This is a genomic window from Saccharopolyspora rosea (assembly GCF_025643595.1).
In the GTDB taxonomy this organism is placed as follows: Bacteria; Actinomycetota; Actinomycetes; order Mycobacteriales; family Pseudonocardiaceae; genus Saccharopolyspora; species Saccharopolyspora rosea.
On the sequence record NZ_CP102826.1, the window covers coordinates 217,516 to 235,592 of the forward strand.

General features: G+C 71.7%; 13 protein-coding genes. 8 read left to right on the plus strand and 5 right to left on the minus strand.

The annotated features are described in order from the left end of the window. Window positions 1–98 precede the first annotated feature (98 nt). Both NV263_RS01075 and NV263_RS01080 read right to left on the minus strand, forming a co-directional pair. Entirely contained in the window at window positions 99–728 is a 630-nt protein-coding gene (locus NV263_RS01075; RefSeq protein ID WP_263250467.1) for a nitroreductase family protein, read from the minus strand. 94 nt (window positions 729–822) lie between these two features. Next, on the minus strand, window positions 823–1,911 hold the full coding sequence (locus NV263_RS01080; RefSeq protein WP_263250468.1) for a mannosyltransferase family protein: 1,089 nt from the start codon (window positions 1,909–1,911) through the stop codon (window positions 823–825). A 427-nt stretch (window positions 1,912–2,338) separates the two neighbouring features. On the opposite strand from NV263_RS01080, the gene NV263_RS01085 reads away from it, so the two are divergent. The 6 genes from NV263_RS01085 (at window position 2,339) to NV263_RS01110 (ending at window position 9,104) form a co-directional block, all read left to right on the plus strand. Continuing rightward, on the plus strand, window positions 2,339–3,604 hold the full coding sequence (locus NV263_RS01085) for an aspartate kinase (protein WP_263250469.1): 1,266 nt from the start codon (window positions 2,339–2,341) through the stop codon (window positions 3,602–3,604). After that, window positions 3,604–4,656: an aspartate-semialdehyde dehydrogenase gene (locus NV263_RS01090; RefSeq protein ID WP_263250470.1), complete on the plus strand. Its 1,053-nt coding sequence runs from the start codon at window positions 3,604–3,606 to the stop codon at window positions 4,654–4,656. The genes NV263_RS01085 and NV263_RS01090 overlap by 1 nt, the downstream gene beginning before the upstream one ends. 116 nt (window positions 4,657–4,772) lie before the next feature. Further along, window positions 4,773–5,351: a Uma2 family endonuclease gene (locus NV263_RS01095; protein WP_263250471.1), complete on the plus strand. Its 579-nt coding sequence runs from the start codon at window positions 4,773–4,775 to the stop codon at window positions 5,349–5,351. 45 nt (window positions 5,352–5,396) lie between these two features. Beyond that, window positions 5,397–6,869: a gluconokinase gene (locus NV263_RS01100; RefSeq protein WP_263250472.1), complete on the plus strand. Its 1,473-nt coding sequence runs from the start codon at window positions 5,397–5,399 to the stop codon at window positions 6,867–6,869. Between the two features lie 286 nt (window positions 6,870–7,155). Further along, on the plus strand, window positions 7,156–7,650 hold the full coding sequence (locus NV263_RS01105) for a Fur family transcriptional regulator (RefSeq protein WP_263250473.1): 495 nt from the start codon (window positions 7,156–7,158) through the stop codon (window positions 7,648–7,650). Continuing rightward, window positions 7,647–9,104 carry a catalase gene (locus NV263_RS01110; protein ID WP_263250474.1) on the plus strand — a complete coding sequence of 486 codons (1,458 nt, stop codon included), beginning with the start codon at window positions 7,647–7,649 and terminating at the stop codon, window positions 9,102–9,104. Before NV263_RS01105 ends, NV263_RS01110 begins: the two co-directional genes overlap by 4 nt. Before the next feature lie 162 nt (window positions 9,105–9,266). Here NV263_RS01110 and NV263_RS01115 read toward each other — a convergent pair whose 3' ends face one another. The 3 genes from NV263_RS01115 to NV263_RS01125 form a co-directional block, all read right to left on the minus strand. Then, complete coding sequence (locus tag NV263_RS01115; protein WP_263250475.1) at window positions 9,267–10,727, minus strand: dynamin family protein; 1,461 nt, start codon at window positions 10,725–10,727, stop codon at window positions 9,267–9,269. Between the two features lie 7 nt (window positions 10,728–10,734). Continuing rightward, window positions 10,735–12,546 carry a dynamin family protein gene (locus NV263_RS01120; RefSeq protein ID WP_263250476.1) on the minus strand — a complete coding sequence of 604 codons (1,812 nt, stop codon included), beginning with the start codon at window positions 12,544–12,546 and terminating at the stop codon, window positions 10,735–10,737. Between the two features lie 173 nt (window positions 12,547–12,719). Continuing rightward, the gene (locus NV263_RS01125) at window positions 12,720–13,889 is read right to left on the minus strand and encodes an IniB N-terminal domain-containing protein (protein ID WP_263250477.1); all 1,170 of its coding nucleotides are present in this window, start codon (window positions 13,887–13,889) and stop codon (window positions 12,720–12,722) included. Between the two features lie 287 nt (window positions 13,890–14,176). On the opposite strand from NV263_RS01125, the gene NV263_RS01130 reads away from it, so the two are divergent. Both NV263_RS01130 and NV263_RS01135 read left to right on the plus strand, forming a co-directional pair. After that, on the plus strand, window positions 14,177–15,565 hold the full coding sequence (locus NV263_RS01130) for an Hsp70 family protein (RefSeq protein WP_263250478.1): 1,389 nt from the start codon (window positions 14,177–14,179) through the stop codon (window positions 15,563–15,565). A gap of 37 nt (window positions 15,566–15,602) precedes the next feature. Further along, window positions 15,603–18,068, plus strand: a complete 2,466-nt coding sequence (locus NV263_RS01135; protein ID WP_263250479.1) for a LuxR C-terminal-related transcriptional regulator — start codon at window positions 15,603–15,605, stop codon at window positions 18,066–18,068. The last annotated feature ends 9 nt before the right edge of the window (window positions 18,069–18,077 follow it).

An 18,077-nucleotide genomic window follows, 5' to 3' on the forward strand; every position in this document is an offset into this window, starting at 1 on the left:
GGGGAGTTCAAGCCCGGGTGAACGTCTCGTGCTCGCAGCCCACCCGACTTTCCACCGGACGGCCCAATGCGGCGGCCACCTCGCCGCCGGGCGAGCGGTCAGGGGAAGCGCGGGGAGCCCCAGGTGTCGCGGAAGACGAGTTCGGACAGCGGCCTGCGGGAGCGCGGGGCCAGCTCCTTCTGCCGCAGGCGGTCCGGCATGCCGTCGACCTCGCCGAGACCGCCGATCGCGATCGCGACCATCGGTTCGTACTCGGCGGGGATGTCGAAGGCGGTGCGGGCCGCGTCCCGGTCGAAGCCCGCCATCTGGTGCGCCACCAGGCCCTCGGCCACCGCCTGGAGCACCAGGTTCTCGGTGGCCAGCCCGAGCCCGTACTCGCCGTAGGGCATCGGCTCGCCCTCGTCGTCGACCACCCGGGTCACGCCGATCGCCAGCGCGGCGGCGGTGCTCGTCCACCCCGCGTTGCCGCGCGAGAGCGTGGCGTGGATGCGCTCGAACGTCTCCTCGCCGCGACGCCCGGCGACGTAGCGGGCGGGCTGGGTGTTGCCCCACGACGGGGCCCACCGGGCCGCCTCGAACAGCGCGGTGAACTGCGCGTCGGTCAGCGTCACGGCCGGGTCGAGGGCGCGCGGGCTCCACCGCTCGGCCAGCAGCGGGTGCAGCGGCACCGACGTCTCCGCCGGCTTGCTCCTCGGGGTCTGGGCGACCGTGAACTCCTCTGCGGTCACACGCACCTCCAGCGTCGCGAGTGGCGTCGGCGACGAGTCTGTCGAGCCCCGGCTACCCGTGTCCAGCCCGCCCGGCACCACGTCGGGGCGGCGCTCAGATCGCGTACTGCCAGGCGGTCAGGGAGTACGCGCCGAACCACGACCCGAAGAACACCAGCAGCGCCGTGGTGCACACCGCCGTGCTCCGGCGCCGGTGCGCCAGGCCGATCGCGAGCGGGATGAGCAGCGGGAACGCGGGCAACATCAACCGGACCTTGGAGTACATCAGCCCGTCGGAGCCCAGGTCGAGGGCGACGACCGCGGTGGCGAAGGCCAGCAGCGGCCACGGCATCCGCTGCCGGAAGCACAGCACCAGCAGCACCAGCGCGGCAAGCACGAGCCACGCGGTGAAGGTCTCCAGCACCGACTTGTCCGAGGTCAGCGTCTCGACCACGAACCTGGTGGTGGCCACGCCGCCGTCGAAGGCCGAGGACCAACCGCGCTGCTGGAGCGCGAAGTAGCCGGTCGGCTTGCCGGTTTGCAGGCCCACCCAGCCGATGTAGCCGAGCAGCCCCAGCGGGGCGAGCACGAGCGCCAGCCACGGCCGCCAGGTGTCCCGGCGCCGCACGATGGCGATCAGCGCGGCCAGCCCCACCACCGCGGTCAGCGCCGCGGCGGTCGGGCGCACCAGTCCGGCCGCCGCGCAGCACAGCCCGGCCAGCGCCCAGTTCCGCTCCAGGACCCCGACCAGCGCCCAGATCGACAACGCGCAGAACAGCGCCTCGGAGTACGCCATGGACAGCACCACGGACATCGGTGCGGCCGCGAACAGGGCGACCAGCAGCAGCCCGACCGCGTCCGAGCCGCCGATCCGGCGCCCCAGCCGGACCAGGCCGTAGGCCGCGGCGACGCCCGCCAGCAGGCTGACGGTGATCGCGGCACCGGTCACACCGATCCCCGGCACCAGCGCGAACGCCTGGATCAACAGCGGGTAACCGGGGAAGAACGCCATCGGCGTCTCCGGGTACCGGTGCCCGTAGCCGTCGACCATGCTCGGGTCGACGCCGGCGTACCCGTGCGCGGCGATCTCCAGGTACCACTCGCCGTCCCAGGAACGCAGGTTGTCCAGCGTCGACTGGTCGGTGGCGGCGGACAGCCACGCCAGCACCAGCAGGCCCACGCCGCGGACTGCGAGGTAGACCACAGCCGGGGAGATAACGAGCAGTGCGCGGCGGTGCCGGAGCAGTGCCTCGCGCACTCTCCGCAGTCGTGCCGACCGCGGTGGTTTCCGCTGCGTAGCCGTGATGTTCCCGACGCCGCCCGGATGCGGATCGACTGCTCCGGGAGTGGTGGACAACCCGCTCCTCCGCCCTTGTCGACAATCCGGTGCCACAGGGTAGTCAGGCATCGCGGGAGTGGGGTCCACCCCTGCCTGTTCGGTAGGCTGGTCCAGCAGCGGAGCGACCTGGTAGAGGCCGCTTCGGCCACTGGCCGACCCGGTGGCCGGCGCTGCCCTCCGCCCGGTCGCGGGGCTCCCCGGCGCAGCGCGCCGGTCCCTTCGTCCACCCGGTGTCAGTGCGGGGACAAACCGCACCCGGGGCGACCGCACGGATCGAGGAGGTTTGTTTCACGTGGCGCTCGTCGTCCAGAAGTACGGCGGTTCCTCACTCGAAAGTGCTGATCGCATCAAACGGGTTGCCGAACGCATCGTCGAGACCCGCAAGGCGGGCAACGACGTGGTCGTCGTGTGTTCTGCCATGGGGGACACGACCGACGAGCTTCTCGACCTCGCCCAGCAGGTCAACCCGGCCCCGCCGGAGCGGGAGCTGGACATGCTGCTGACCGCGGGCGAGCGGATCTCCAACGCGCTGGTCGCGATGGCGATCGAGGCCCTCGGCGCGGAAGCCCGGTCGTTCTCCGGCTCGCAGGCCGGAGTGATCACCACCTCGGCTCACCAGAACGCCCGGATCATCGACGTCACCCCCGGTCGCGTGCAGGAGGCGCTGGACCAGGGGCAGGTGGTGCTCGTCGCGGGTTTCCAGGGCGTCTCCCAGGACACGAAGGACATCACCACGCTCGGGCGCGGCGGTTCGGACACGACCGCGGTGGCGGTGGCGGCGGCGATGAACGCCGACGTCTGCGAGATCTACACCGACGTGGACGGCGTCTACACCGCCGACCCGCGCATCGTGCCCAACGCCCGGCACCTCGAACGCGTCCCGTACGAGGAGATGCTGGAGCTGGCGGCCACCGGTGCCAAGGTGCTGCACCTGCGCGCCGTCGAGTACGCCCGCCGCTACGGCGTGGCGCTGCACGTCCGCTCTTCCTACTCACCCAAGCCCGGAACGATCGTGTCCGGCTCAGTGGAGGACCTTTCCGTGGAACAGGCGATGATCACCGGCGTCTCGCACGACCGGTCGGAGGCCAAGGTCACCGTGCGCGGTGTGCCGGACAACCCCGGTGTCGCGGGCCGCATCTTCCGGGTGGTCGCCGACGCCGAGATCGACATCGACATGGTGTTGCAGAACGTCTCCAGCACCGATTCGGGGCTGACCGACATCACGTTCACCGTGGCGCGCAGCAACGGCGCCGAGGCGGTGGCCGAGCTGGAGAAGATCAAGGACGAGCTGGGCTTCGAGCAGGTCGTCTACGACGACAGGGTCGGCAAGGTCTCGCTGGTCGGCGCGGGCATGCGCTCGCACCCCGGCGTCACCGCCACCTTCTGCGAGGCGCTGTCCAACGCGGGCGTGAACATCGAGATCATCAACACCTCGGAGATCCGGATCTCCGTGCTGGTCCGCGACACCCAGCTCGACGACGCGGTGCGCGCGCTGCACGAGGCGTTCGACCTCGGCGGCGACGAGGAGGCCGTGGTCTACGCGGGGAGTGGTCGCTGATGGCTCCGACGCTGGCGATCGTGGGTGCCACCGGCGCGGTGGGCACCGTGATGATCGACATCATCAACGACCGCGAATCCGTGCCGTGGGGCGAGATCCGGCTCATCGCCTCGGCGCGGTCCGCGGGCAAGAAGATCACCGTGCGCGGGGCCGAGAGCACCGTCGTGGAGCTGTCGCCGGAGGCGTTCGACGGGGTGGACATCGCCCTGTTCGACGTACCGGACGAGGTGTCCGCGCAGTGGGCGCCGATCGCCGCCGAGCGCGGCGCGATCGCGGTGGACAACTCGGGCGCGTTCCGGATGGACCCCGAGGTTCCGCTGGTGGTGCCGGAGGTCAACCCGGAGAAGGTGCACGAGCGCCCGAAGGGGATCGTCTCCAACCCGAACTGCACGACCCTGTCGATGATGGCCGCGCTGGGCGCGCTGCACCGCGAGTTCGGGCTGCGCGAGCTGGTCGTCTCCTCGTACCAGGCGGCTTCCGGTGCTGGTCAGGAGGGCATCGACCGGCTGCACGCGGAGATCGAGGCGGTCGCGGGCAAGCAGGTCGGCGTGCGCGGCGGTGACGTCGCCGAGGCGCTGGCGGCGGCCGGGCTGCCGGAGGAGACGCCGTTCAAGGCGCCGCTGGCGCTCAACGTGGTGCCGTGGGCGGGGTCCCGCAAGGACGACGGCTGGACCTCGGAGGAGCTGAAGGTCCGCAACGAGTCCCGCAAGATCCTGGGCATCCCGGACCTGAAGGTGTCGGCCACCTGCGTGCGCGTTCCGGTGGTCACCACGCACTCGCTGGCGGTGCACGCGACGTTCGACCGCGAGGTCAGCGTGGCGCGGGCGCGCGAGGTCTTCGACGCGCAGCCGTCGATCGTGCTGCGGGACGACCACGACAACGGGGTCTTCCCGACCCCGGCTGAGGTCGTCGGCGCGGACCCGACCTACGTCGGGCGGGTCCGGCAGGCCCTGGACTTCCCGAACACGCTGGACTTCTTCGTGTGCGGGGACAACCTGCGCAAGGGCGCGGCGCTGAACACCTACGAGATCGCCGAGACCCTGGTGAGCTGAGCGAGGAGCGCCTCCCTGCGGGAGCGGGGAGGCGCTCTTCTCCCTTGATTCATTCGAACGTGTGTTTGCGTGGTCGATTCCTGGAGATCGGCCCGCGGCTTGGCCACAGTGGTGTCATGTACATCACTCCGTGGCCTGATCACCTGTTGACGTTGGACGAGTTCGCGGCTCTGCCGGAGGACAACTCGCGGCACTACGAGCTGCAGGAGGGCGTGCTCACCGGCGCTCCGCGGCCGGGTGTGCTGCACCAGCGCATGGTCACCGCCGTGGCGGCCGCGCTGGACCGCGTGCTCCCGGCGGACTGGGAGGCGTTGTTCGGCGTGGAGGTCGTGGTCGCCGAGCGGTGGCCGCCCACGGTCCGGGTGCCGGACGTCGTGGTCGCGTCGGCCCGGGCGATCGACGAGGACCGCGCGATGCTGCACGCCTCGGAGCTGCTCGGCGTGGTCGAGGTGAGCGCCCCCGGTTCGCGCTGCCTCGACGCGGTGACCAAGCGGTACGAGTACGCCGGCGCGGCCATTCCGCTGTACTGGATCGTCGACGTCGGCCCGCCCGTGACGTTGACCGACTACCGGCTGTCCGGCTCGGCCTACTCCGTCGCCTGGCACGGCGGCGGCCGGTACGAGGTGCGGGAACCGTTCGAGCTCAGCCTCGACCTGGACGTGCTGGCGCGGCGACCACCTGCGCCGTCGGGGTGAGCGGCCTGCGCCGGTCGGCGGTCGCGCGCCGGATAGGTTTGGGTCATGAGTCCTGCTCCGGTCGTCCTCGGAATCGATCTCGGCACCACCGCGACGAAGGTCGTCGCGGCCGACCGGGAAGCGAACCTGCTGCACCAGACCGAGGTCGGGTATCCGCTGCGCACGGACGAGTCCGGGGAAGCGGTGCAGGACGCGGTCCAGGTCCGCGACGCCTCGATCCGCGCGTTGGCGGACTGCGCGGCGTGGGCGCGGGAGCGCGGTCACCGGGTGGAGGCGCTGTCGTTCAGCACGGCCATGCACACGTTGGTCGGGTTGGACGCGGCGGGCTCTCCGGTCACCCCGGCCTTCAACTGGGCGGACACCCGGGCGACCGCGGTGGCGGAACGGTTGCGCGCCGAGCCCGGGACGGCGTCGGCCCTGCACCGCGCGACCGGAACTCCCGTGCACACCCAGTCGGTCATGGTGAAGCTGGCCTGGTTGACCGGGCAGGGACGTGATCTCGCCGCCGGGGCGAGCCGGTGGTGCGCCCTGAAGGACTTCGTGCTCTCCGCGTACGTCGACGAGTTCGTCACCGACTACTCGCTGACGTCGGGCAGCGGGCTGCAGGACATGGCGTCGCTGCGGTGGCACGAACCCGCGCTGCGGGTGGCCGGGGTGAGCGCCGACCAGCTGCCGGAGATCAAGTCGCCGACCGACGTGTTGCCGTTGCGCGCGCGGGTCGCGGAGGCGACCGGGCTCCCGGTGGGGCTGCCGGTGGTGCTCGGCGGCGGGGACGGTCCGCTGGCCAACCTCGGCGTCGGCGCGGTGCGCCCGGGCGTCGCGGCGCTGTCGCTCGGCACGAGCGGCGCGCTGCGCGTGACGCGGGAGCGGCCGGGCGTGGACGAGCGCTGCCGCACGTTCAGCTACGCGCTGGCCGACGGTCTGTGGGTGATCGGTGGTGCGGTCAGCAACGGTGCCGTCGTCGGGCAGTGGGCGGCCGAGGCGTTCGGCGTGGACGTCGGTGACCTGCTGGAGGAAGCCCTGAAGGTTCCGGCGGGTGCGGACGGTCTGATGGCCCTGCCGTACCTGCTGGGCGAGCGGGCGCCCTGGTGGGAGCCGGGGCTCACCGGTGCGTTCCTGGGGCTGCGGCGTTCGCACGGCCGGGCCGAGATGACCCGGGCGGTCGTGGAGGGCGTCGCGCAGCAGCTCGCGCTGGTCCGCGACGCGGTCGCGGACTCCGGTGTCCGGGTGCGGGCGGTCCGCGCGACCGGAGGCGGCTTCCGCAGTCAGCTGTGGGCCGACGCGGTCGCCGCCGCGCTGGACGTCGACCTGCAACTGGCCGAGGGCAGTTCCGGCCTGGGCGCGGTGCTGCTGGGCTGGCGGGCGCTGGGCGTGCTCGACACGCTGGAGCACGCCGCCGAGCTGGTCAGTCCGGAGCGGACGGTGGAACCCGACCCGGAGGCGGTGCGCGAGATGGCACACCGGCGTCCGCTCGTGGACCGGCTGCACGAGACGCTGCGCGACCTCGACCTGGCCTGAGCGCCTGGCTGCGGACCTGTGCCGCGCGGGCGGTGCGGGCGGTGCGGGTCGCGGGGTGCGAGCGGCTGACGTCGCTCCCGAAGCGCCCCCGGTCGAGTCCGGGACGGCCGCAGCGGGCCTGCGCCCGCCGATCGGAGCGCGCCGATCCGGTGTTGCGTCCGCCACCGCGTTGCCGAGTGGTCCCCGCGGCCCTGCCGCGCTGCACGTCCGGGAGGAGGGTGCGAGGAACACCTCCGAGTGTTTTCTTGACTGATTCCAGTTTGGCCGTGGCATACTGGGCCTCGCTATGACCCCCAACGTGACCACCGGCGACAACTCCGCCGGCGCCCAGGACCCGCGCGAGCGGCTGCGCGCTGCGGGGTTGCGGGTCACCAAACCGCGTCTCGCGGTGTTGCGGTGGCTGGCCTGGCATCCGCACTCGACCGCCGACCAGGTGGCGAGCGCGGTACGCCGCCAACTCGGCTCGGTGTCGACGCAGGCCGTCTACGACGTCCTGCACGCGTGCACCAGCGCCGGGCTGCTGCGGCGCATCGAGCCGGCCGGGCACCCGGCGCGGTTCGAGGCCCGGACCGCCGACAACCACCACCACCTGGTGTGCCGCGCGTGCGGCCGGACCGAGGACGTCGACTGCGTGCAGGGCGCGGCCCCGTGCCTGGCGCCGTCCTCGACGGCCGGTTACGCGGTGGACGAGGCGGAGGTCGTGTTCTGGGGCTACTGCCCGGACTGTCGGTCCTCGGCGACCGAGGATCCAAGCAACCACCACGAGGAGGGACGATCGTGAGTTCGGCACGACCCACGACGACCAACGCTGGTATTCCGGTTGCCAGCGACGACCACTCGCTGACCGCCGGCCCGAACGGCCCGGTCCTGCTGCAGGACCACTACCTGATCGAGAAGAACGCGCAGTTCAACCGCGAGCGCGTGCCCGAGCGCGTGGTGCACGCCAAGGGCGGGGGCGCCTTCGGGTTCTTCGAGGTCACCGAGGACGTCAGCCAGTACACCAAGGCCGCCGTGTTCCAGCCGGGCACCAAGACCGAGACCCTCGTGCGGTTCTCCTCGGTCGCCGGTGAGCTGGGGTCGCCGGACACCTGGCGCGACCCGCGCGGTACGGCGATCAAGTTCTACACCACCGAGGGCAACTACGACCTGGTGGGCAACAACACCCCGGTGTTCTTCATCCGCGACGCGATCAAGTTCCCGGACTTCATCCGGTCGCAGAAGCGCCGCGCCGACAACCACCTGCGCGACCACGACATGCAGTGGGACTTCTGGACCCACTGCCCGGAGTCGGCGCACCAGGTGACCTGGCTGATGGGCGACCGGGGCATCCCGCGCACCTGGCGGCACATGAACATGTACGGCTCGCACACGTTCATGTGGGTCAACGCCGCGGGCGAGAAGTTCTGGGTCAAGTACCACTTCAAGACCGACCAGGGCCACGACTTCCTGACCCAGGCCGAGGCCGACCGGCTGGCCGGTGAGGACGCCGACCACCACATCCGCGACCTGTGGAGCGCGATCAAGGGCGGCGAGCACCCGAGCTGGACGCTGTACGTCCAGGTCATGCCGTTCGAGGACGCCGCGGACTACCGGTTCAACCCGTTCGACCTGACCAAGGTGTGGCCGCACAGCGACTACCCGCTGATCAAGGTCGGCCGGTTCGTGCTGAACAGGAACCCGGAGAACTACTTCGCCCAGATCGAGCAGGCCGCGTTCGAGCCCGCCAACATGGTCCCGGGCATCGGCGCCTCGCCGGACAAGATGCTGCAGGGCCGGCTGTTCTCCTACCCGGACGCGCACCGCTACCGCATCGGCACCAACTACATGGACCTGCCGGTCAACCGCCCGGTCGCGCCGGTGAACAGCTACGCCAAGGACGGCTCCATGCGGTTCAGCTTCGGCGTGGGCGACCCGGTGTACGCGCCGAACTCCTACAGCGGCCCGCACGCCGACGCCTCCTACGACACGGACGACTCCGCGCACGGCATCGAGCAGGAGGTCATCCGCTCGGCGTACCAGCTGCACTCCGAGGACGACGACTTCGGCCAGCCGGGTGCCCTGGTCCGCAACGTCTTCAGCGACGAGCAGCGGGCCCGGTTCATCGACAACGTGGCCGGGCACCTGTCCAAGGGCGTGAGCAAGCCGATCCTGGAGCGCGCCTTCGACTACTGGCGCAGCGTGGACAAGGACACCGGTGACAAGATCGCCGAGAAGGTCCAGTCGAACCTCTCCTGAGGGGAGACGCCGAACCGCTGACTGCGGTGCCCACCACGGGAAGGCCCGGGAGCCCCGCGCTCCCGGGCCTTCCGCTGTTCCGGGGCCACGCCGTCGGTTCCACCGGATTCGCGAGGAACCGGGGGACTCGACCGGCTGCGGATGCCCGACGCCGCCCCGCCGTCAGGAGGGGCGTTGGGCGACGAGGCGTTCGCAGCTGCGGACGACGGTGCGGACCGCTTCGCGGTGGGTCCGGTCGTGCAGCGGGTTGACCGCCTGCTCGCGCCAGCGGGACAGGGCGGCGGTGGCTTCCTCGGCGAGGTCGACCGCCAGGGCGTTCTCGTCGCGGCCGAGCCGGTTGCGCGGATCGGTGCCGAAGGCGCCCAACAACCGCTTGGCCTCGGCTTGCAGCGGCCGGGTGAACCGCACCTGACCGGAGTCCAATGCGGACAGCAGCCGCAGTTCCTCCCATTCGTGCGCGTTCGCCACGAGCCGTTCGAACTCCCCGCGCAACTGGTGCACGCCGGGACGCGGATTGGCCCGCAGCACCATGTCCACGGCCAGCAGCGCGGAGCGGGCGCGCAACGCTTGCTGCCGTTCCACGAACTGCTGGTGCACCGCTTCCTGCAGCGCGTTGAGGCCGCTCTCCTCCAGCAGCGCGGAGCGCAGCTGCTTCGCGTCGCCGCTGCCCGCGCGGATCAGCGTCAACGCGCGCTCGACGCCGAAGTGCCCGAACCGCGCCACGAGGTGCTGCCGGGTGGCGGGCGGGATCGACTCGGGCCCGGTGCTGTTGGCGAACCGGTCGGCGGACAGCAGCAGCGCGTCGAGGTCGGCCTCGGAGAGCTGCGCGAGCCCGGTCAGCGCGGTCAGCTCCGCGTCGGTCATGGTCGCGGCGGCCTGCCCGAGCAGTCCGACGACGGGGATGACGTGTTGCGCGAACGCCCGCAGCGTCGGGTCGTTGCGGTAGCGCTCGGCGATGCGCTCCGCGGACTGCAGCGCCTCCGGACCACCGCTGCCGACCTCGTCGGCGCGGGAGAACGCGACGATCGTGTTGATCGGGGCGCTGCGGGCGATCTGCAGCTCGTGCACCGATTGCAGGAACTGCAGGTCGGTCTGGTGCGGGTGCCGCGTCAGGTACAGCACGGCGTCGGCTTCGGAGAGCACCTGCGCCAGCGCGGACCGGCCGGTCTCCTGCACCGCGGAGGACGCCAGGCCGGGGGTTTCGATGAGCGAGATCGCTTGCAGCCCGGGGGAGGGGGCCTCGATGACCAGCCGCACCACCTCGTCCGGCCGCCAGTGCTGGAGATCCCGGATCGTCCCGGCGTCCAAAGTGGACACCGGGACGTTCTGCACCGCGCCGTGCGGGGTGTGCACCAGGATCTTCGGCTCGGGTCCGTACTGGTAGAAGGTGTTGACCTGGGTGCGTTCCTCGGCGTCGGTGGGTGCGAGTTCCTCACCGACCAGCGCGTTGATCAGCGTCGACTTCCCGGCCTTGACCCGGCCGCTGACCGCGATGCGCAGCGGTTGGTCCAGCCGTTCCACCCGGCCGCGCAGCCAGGTCGAGGTGCGCGGGTCGTCCCGGTAGAACGTCATGGTCCGGATCAGCAGGGCGCGGGCTTGTTCCAGCAGGTTCTCGGTGCTCATGCGGGCCTCACGCGGCGGTGATCCGGTTCTGGGTCAGCATCGTGACCCGTCTGCTGAGCACCGCGATCTCCTCCAGCTTCTGCTTGATCTCGCGGGCCCGCTGGTCGCGGTCCACGGCGCTGCGCTCGGCGGAGCGCTTGATGTCCTGGATGGCCCGGCTGATCTCGGCCTGCGCCTCCTCGGTGATCTGCGTGAAGTGCTCGTGCAGCGCGCGGTGCACGCCGCGGATGACGTCGCGGGCCTGCTTGTTGACGTGGAAGACGACCTGTTCGACGTAGCGCTGGATGGCGGCCTTGGCCTCGGCCTGGCGCCGCCGCAGCCGCATGTCCTTCTCCTCCTTGAGGCTCCTGCTGCCCAGCAGCAGACCGGCGGAGATGGACACCACGTTGACCAGCGGGAGGCCGATGGCGGAGGTGACGACGCCGAACATCAGCACGCCGGCGTACGACCCGCGCAGGCTGGTGAGCACCTGGTCGAGGCGCTTGTAGTCGGAGCCGTCCGGCAGTTTCGGCTCGGGCACGGCGTCGAGCGGGTGCGGCGGTCGCACCCGGTCCAGGTCGGGCAGCGAGGCCGCGTGCTCGGCGAGCATCTGGTCGGCGACCTGCTCGGCGAGGCGCTGCCGCCGTTTCTCCATCCATTCGAAGGTTTCCACGATGGCGTCGGTGAGCCGGTCGGCCAGCCAGTCCTGCAACTCGTCCCAGACCTCAAGGGGGTCGGCGGTGTCCAGGGCCTCGTTGACCTCGTGCATCACCGCCCAGGTGCGTTCCCGGAAGTCGAACTCGATGTCGGTGTAGAGCTCGCTGATGCCGTCGTTGAGCGTCTTCTGCCAGCGGGAGGAGACCCGGCGCAGCTCTTCGGCGCGGCGCTGCGCGGTTTCCAGCTCGACCAGGGTTTCCGCGGCGGTGCGCGGGTTCTGCGCGGCGAGTTCGTTGCGCAGCGAGGTGTTGATCTGGTTGAGCGCTTCGGCGACGTTGTGCGCCACGAGCCGCCGGGTGAGCTGGTCGTGCTGACCGGCCATCTCGGTCTTGAGGTACTCCAGCAGCGGCGGGAACCCGGACTCGGTGTTCAGCGAGTTGTTCCGGGTCTGCATCGCGCGCATCCGCACCGTGTTGGACACCGGGAAGATCTTGGCCGCGATGCCGGCGTTGTTCAGGTGCTTGCGGTTGACCTCCAGCACCCGCCGCCAGTGCGGGGTGCGGTCGATCTTGGGTTGCACCAGCGCGACGTTCGGGCACAGCGCGGTGACCTGCTTGAGGAACGTGATCTCGTTGGTGGTCAGCTCCTGCGTGGCGTCGGAGACCATGAGCAGCGCGTCCGCCTCGGCGACCACGGCGAGCGTGGTCGCGGTCAACGTCGTCGACACGCTGCCGACGCCGGGGGTGTCCATGAGCGCCAGCCCACCTTGCAGCACCGATCGAGGGATGCCGACCTCACCGCGGGTGACCGGGCGTCCGTGGCTGACCGCTTGCTCGATGTGCTCGCGGACCTGCTCGATCGGCACCGGGAACCGGTCCAGCGCGGCCGGTCCGTTCGCGGGCTCGTGCTCGACGAGCTGCGCGCTGGGTTCTTCGGAGTAGCGGACGAGGGTGGGCACGACGGTGCTGACGTCGTCGCCCTCGGCGCACACCGGAGCGTTGACGATGGCGTTGACCAGCGCGCTCTTGCCTTGTTTGGACTCGCCGACGACCAGCACGAGGTGCGTCGGGTCGAGCACGCGCGTGCGGATCTGGCGCAGCCGGTTCTGCAGGTCGCAGCGTTGCTGCTCGGCGCATTCCGCGGTCGCGCGATCGATCAGTTCCACCAGTGCTGTCTCGATCACGGCGTCGATTGTGGCGTGCCGCGGCGACGGGTTAAACCCGGACGGGTTAACTCACAGGCGAAAAGTGGACACTAGGCGTCAAAACCGAAAATCCGGTGTCGGTTTCGCGCGAAACGCCGGGTCCGCGGCTCGACGGCCGCGGACCCGGCGGATGCTTCAGCGGGTCACCGCGCTCAGAGGATGTGGTCCACCGGCAGGTGCGAGGCGACGTTGCCCGCGACGTGCTCGACGGCGCCACCGGCGACCGGGCCGACGACCGGCAGGTCGCTCGGGGCCGGCAGGTGGGAGGCGACGTCGCCGACCGGCAGCGCGGAGGTCACGTCGTGCACCGGCAGGGCGTCCGCGGCCTCGCCGACGACCGGCAGGTTGTGGGCGTCCGGCAGCGCGTTGGTCACGTTGTCGACGGCGCCGGTGACGGCGTCGGTCGGCAGGGCGCCCGCGTCGGCGTGGCCGGCGGCACCGGCGATGTCGCCGACGACCGGGGCGTGGCCCGCGACGTTCTGGACGGTGTCGGCCACGTTGCCGACGACCGGGGCGTTGCCGGCGATGTTGTGGACCGCGTCGCCGACGTTGCCGACGGCGTTGGTCACGTCGCCCACGACCGGGGCGTTGTGCGCGACGTTGGTGATGTCGCCGGTGGTGACGTTGTTGACGACGTTGGTCACGTCACCGTGCAGGACGTTGCCCGCGCCGGCGCCGAAGCCCGCGCCGGTGTCGACGGCGTGGTTCACGGTGTTGGTCACGTGGCCGACCGTGTTGGACACGGTGTCGCCGACGTTGCCGACGGTGTTGCCGACGACGTTGCCGATGTTGTTGTGGCTGGCCACGTCGTGGATGTTGACCAGGTTGTGCGAGTCGCGCTGGTCGATGTCGATCTTGGTGTTGTGCTCCGAGGACGGCTTGTCGATGTGCTGGTCGACGTCGCCGCCCTTGCCGAAGTCGGGGTTCTGCTCAGGGGTGTTGTGCAGCATTGTCTGCTCTTCCTGCTCGTGCGGATGTGCGGGATGCAGTTGGTTGATCGCGACGTGCTGGGTGCTCGCAGCGAACTTCTCGACGCTGCTCTGGAGTGAGCGGTCGTATTCGGTGACGACCTCGACCGGCGCGTAGTCGAGTACCAGCGACGTTGCCTGCAGGACGTCTGTCGCGCTCATGTCCCCGAGTCCGGCTTGAGCCAGCACGCCGTGCGGATCGGCGTCGAAGGCCGACCTGGCCGCCGGGTCGCTGACGAGCCTGGTGAGGAACTCGTACAGCGTCGGTTGGCCCAGGTGGCCCGACTCGGCCTGCGCCCCGGGGTCGGCAGTGAAGGACTCGGCTCGCCCTGGAGCGTGCTGAGAGTTCGCCATCGATGGGCCTCCCGTTGCTCAGCTGACTCGGCTGGGTGCGACCGAGTGAGGTCGTGCACGGTCCCTCACTCCCTGCGATCACGTTATTGATCCGCGACCCCCGAGCCATCGGGAACGACTCCTAGTTAGGTTCGCCCCTATTAGGGGATCGAGTCGGTGGCCCGTTAGGGGGTCGGTAGGGGTATCCGGACCCGGTGAGTAATCGGGTGCGCGCTAGATTGTCTGCACTCCGCGCCGGCGGGATTGAAATCACCCGACAGTGGGCGAGTCGGACACGAAGGGATTGCATGCCTTACGTCCTCGGGATCCACGTGGGAGCCACCGCGACGTCGGCGGCCATCGCCCGACGCGATGGCAGTCGCTGGTCAGCGGCCGTTCCGGTCCCGCTGGGCGGCGCCGCGGGACCATCGCCGGTCCTTCCCGTCCCCACCGTGCTGTGCCGGGTCCAGGACGGCTCGTTCGTCGCCGGCGAGGCGGCCCGCCGCCAGGAGCTGGCGTATCACGAATGGGTCGTCCGCGACTTCACCAAACGCGTGGGTGACGACCTGCCGGTGCTCGTCGGCAGCGAGTTCGTCCCGGCCCAACGGCTGGTGGCCACCATGGTCGAGTGGGTCGCCGACGTCGTCGCGAACCGCCAGGGCCACCCGCCCGAGCACATCGCCGTCGCGCACAGCGCCGCCTGGGGCCCGCACCGGATCCTGCTGGTGCAGCAGGCGTTGGCGCAGCTCGGACTCGGGGACGTGACCATGGTCCCCGAACCGCTGGCGGTCGCCCTGGACTACGCGGGCAAGCAGCGGGTCGAGGACGACAGCGCGATCGTCGTCGGCAACGTCGGCGGCAGCGGCTTCGACGCGACCGTGCTGCGGCGCAGGCAGCCGGGGTTCGACATCGTCGGCCCGCCGCTGGAGTCCGACCACCCCGGCGGGCAGGACCTCGACGACGAGGTCCTCGCGGCGGTCCGCGCGGAGTTCGGCGCCAAGCTGGAGTCCCTGGACGTCGGCGATCCCGCGCAGCGGGCGGCGCTGGCCGGGCTGCGGGCCGAGTGCGTCCGCGCGAAGGAGGCGCTGTCCCACCAGCCGGGCGTGCAGATCCGCGTGGAACTGCCCGAGCTGCGCACCGAGTTCGCGTTGTCCCGGACCCGGTACGAGAAGCTGGCCCGGCCGCACCTGGAACGGGTGCCCGAGCTGCTCATCCAGGCCGTCCAGTCGGCTTCGCTGAGCCCCGAGGACCTCGGCGCGGTGGTGCTGGCCGGCGGCACCGCGCGCACCCCGCTGCTCAAACAGCTGGTGGCGCAACGGCTCAGCCTCCCGCCGCAGGTCGACGTGGCCCCCGAACTCGCCGCCGCGTCCGGTGCCGCGCAGGCGGCGGTGCGCGTGCTGTCCGCCGACACCGACAAGGAGGCGGCGGCCGAGACGAGCGTGCTCATGCGGATCGAGGGCCCCGAGTCCGATCCGGACATCTTCGACGAGGAACCGGCCGCCGCCCCGCGTCCGCCGGTGGAAGTGGAACCGCTGCCGATCGAGCCGCCCGACGAGGAGCGGGAACGGCGCGTGAAGATCATTAAACTGTCGGTGGCCGCCGTCCTGATCATCGTCGGCGTGGTGCTGACGATCATCAACCCGCATTCCCCGCTCGGCGGCATCTTCAACGCCGTGCACAGCCCGTTGCAGCACTGAGCCCCGTACGCCCCGACCCCCGAGGAGGACTTCCGGAGTGAGCCGTTCGATGACCTCCCGCCCCACCCCGGTGCCGGACTCCTCCGCGGCCGGGCTGCGGTCGGTGGTCGCCGCCGATCCGGCCGCCCCGATCGTCGCCGGGATCCAGGGGGCCGGTGGCTGCGGCAAGACCACGCTGCTGGAACGGTTGTCCCGGATCTACCGCGACGCCGGAGTGCCGGTGCTGGACGTGCACTCGCTCGACCGCGCAGCAGAGGGGGCGGTGCTGGTCGACGACGCGCACCGGCTGGACGACGAGGTGCTGGCCGAACTCCGCGCCACCGCGCGGAAACCGGGCGTCCGGCTGGTCGTCGCCTACCGGCCGGGACCGCGGTCCGCCGCGCTGGCCGAGCTGATCGGGGACCTCGGCGCACCGGTGCTGCTGTCCGGCCTCGCGCCGGACGAGGTCGCCGAGCTGGCGGGGCGGACGCTGGGCGCGGTGCCGCCGCCGGAGTGGGTCGGCTGGCTGTGCGAGCAGACCGGGGGAGTGCCGCTGTTCGTCGCCCGGGTGCTCGCCGCCACCGAGCCCGGCGAACTCGCCCCCCGGCTGCCCGACCGGGCGCTCGACCGGTTCCAGCACGACCTGGACCTGCTCGGCGACGCCGCTCGCGACTGCGTGACGGCGATGGCCGTCGGCGCGACCCCGCACCCCCAGCTCATCGGAGCCCTGCTCGACCTGGACGCCGCGACCGTCGCCTCCGCGCTGGAGGCGGTGCGGGCGGGCGGCCTGGTCGACGCCGACGACGGGTTGCTGCCGGTCGTGCGCGCGGCGGTGCTGCGCCTGACCCCGTGGGAGCGGCGCCTGCGCGTGGTGCGGCGGCTCGTGGAAACCCAGCTGGCGCGCGGCGGTCCGGTGCTGCCGCTGGTCCGGCCGCTGCTCGGGGCGGAGATCGCGTTGCTCCCGGAGGCGACGCTGGCGACCGCGTTCGAGCGCGCCGGTGACGAGGCGCTGCCGCAGGCGCCGGAGCTGGCCCGGCAGCTGTTCGACGCGGCCGTGTCCGCCGGCACCCCGGCGACGGCGGTGGCGGCCCGACGGGCCCGGGCCGCGGCGGAGAGCGGGGACCTCGACGAGGCGCTGCGGCTGGCCGACCGGATGATCGTCGACGAGACCGTCCCGGACCGGGAGCTCGGCGTGCAGGTGGCCGCGACGGTGCTCGCGCACCGCGGGCTGCTGGCGCGTTCCGCCGAGCTGTGCCGGTGGTCGGCCGAGCACCTGCGCTGGCCCGGGGACCGCGCCTACGCCGCGGTCGGCCTCATCGGGACCGGTCGGCTCGCCGAGGCGGACGAACTGCTGCGCTCGCCCGCCGACGCGGGTCCGCCGACGTCGATGTCCGGCGCCGCGGTGCAGCTCGCCGAGGGCGTGCGCGAGTCGGTCACCGGATCGGCCACCACGGCGCTGTCCACTTTGGTCCGTTCCGCGTCGTTGTCCGAACCGGTCGGGCGCGACGCGCTGGTCCCGGAAACGCCCGCGGCGGCGGCTGCTCTGGTCGCGCTGCACTGCGGCGAACTCGACGTTGCGCAGTCCACATTGGACAGGGCGCTGGACTCGGGCGCCGGCGGTCCGCTGCTGCGGGCCCGCCACCAGCTGCTCGCCGCATGGCTGCCGCTGGTGCGCGGCGACACCGTCACCGCCCGCGCCAAGCTCGCCGAAGCCGGGGAGTCGGCGGCGCGCGACCGCCTGCTCGCCACCGCGTTGCAGGCCGGGATCGCCAGTCGCGACAACGACATGGCCGCGTTGACGGTCTCCCGCGGCCTGGCCCGGCAGGCGGCCGCCGAGCACCCGGTCGACCTGTTCACGCTGCTGCCGCTCGGCGAGTTCGTCGTCGCGGCCGCCCGGCTGCGCGACCTGGACTGGATCGCGCCCTACCTGAAGGAAGCCCGCGAACTCCTGGAACGGCTGGGGAATCCGCCGTTGTGGAAGGCCCCGCTGTCGTGGAAGTGCCTGCAGGCCGCGGTCGTGCTGGAGGAACTGGACGTGGCGCGGCGCCACGCGTCCGACCTGGAAGCCGTCGCGGACCACAACCCGCTGGCCGCTGCGCTCGCCGACGGCGCCCGCACCTGGTTGCGCATCCTGTCCGGCCAGGTGGCCCAGGACGAGGCCGAGCAGGCCGCCCGCGCGCTGCACTCCGCCGGGCTCGCCTGGGACGGCGCCCGCCTCGCGGGCCAGGCGGCCATCCGCACGACCGACCGGCGCGCCATGCTCGGGCTCCTGGAGTGCGCGCGGGCGTTGCAGGGCAAGCCGCCGCGCCCCCGCGCCGTCGGCGACGGCGCCGACGTGCTCAGCGAGCGGGAGAAGGAGGTCGCCGAACTCGTGCTCGCGGGCCTGACCTACAAGCAGGTCGGCAAGCGCCTGTTCATCTCGGCCAAGACGGTCGAGCACCACATCGGCCGGATCAAGCAGCGCCTCGGTTGCGCCAACCGCGAGGACCTGCTTGCCCGCCTCCGGGAACTCCTGAACGGTTAGGGAGTGTTT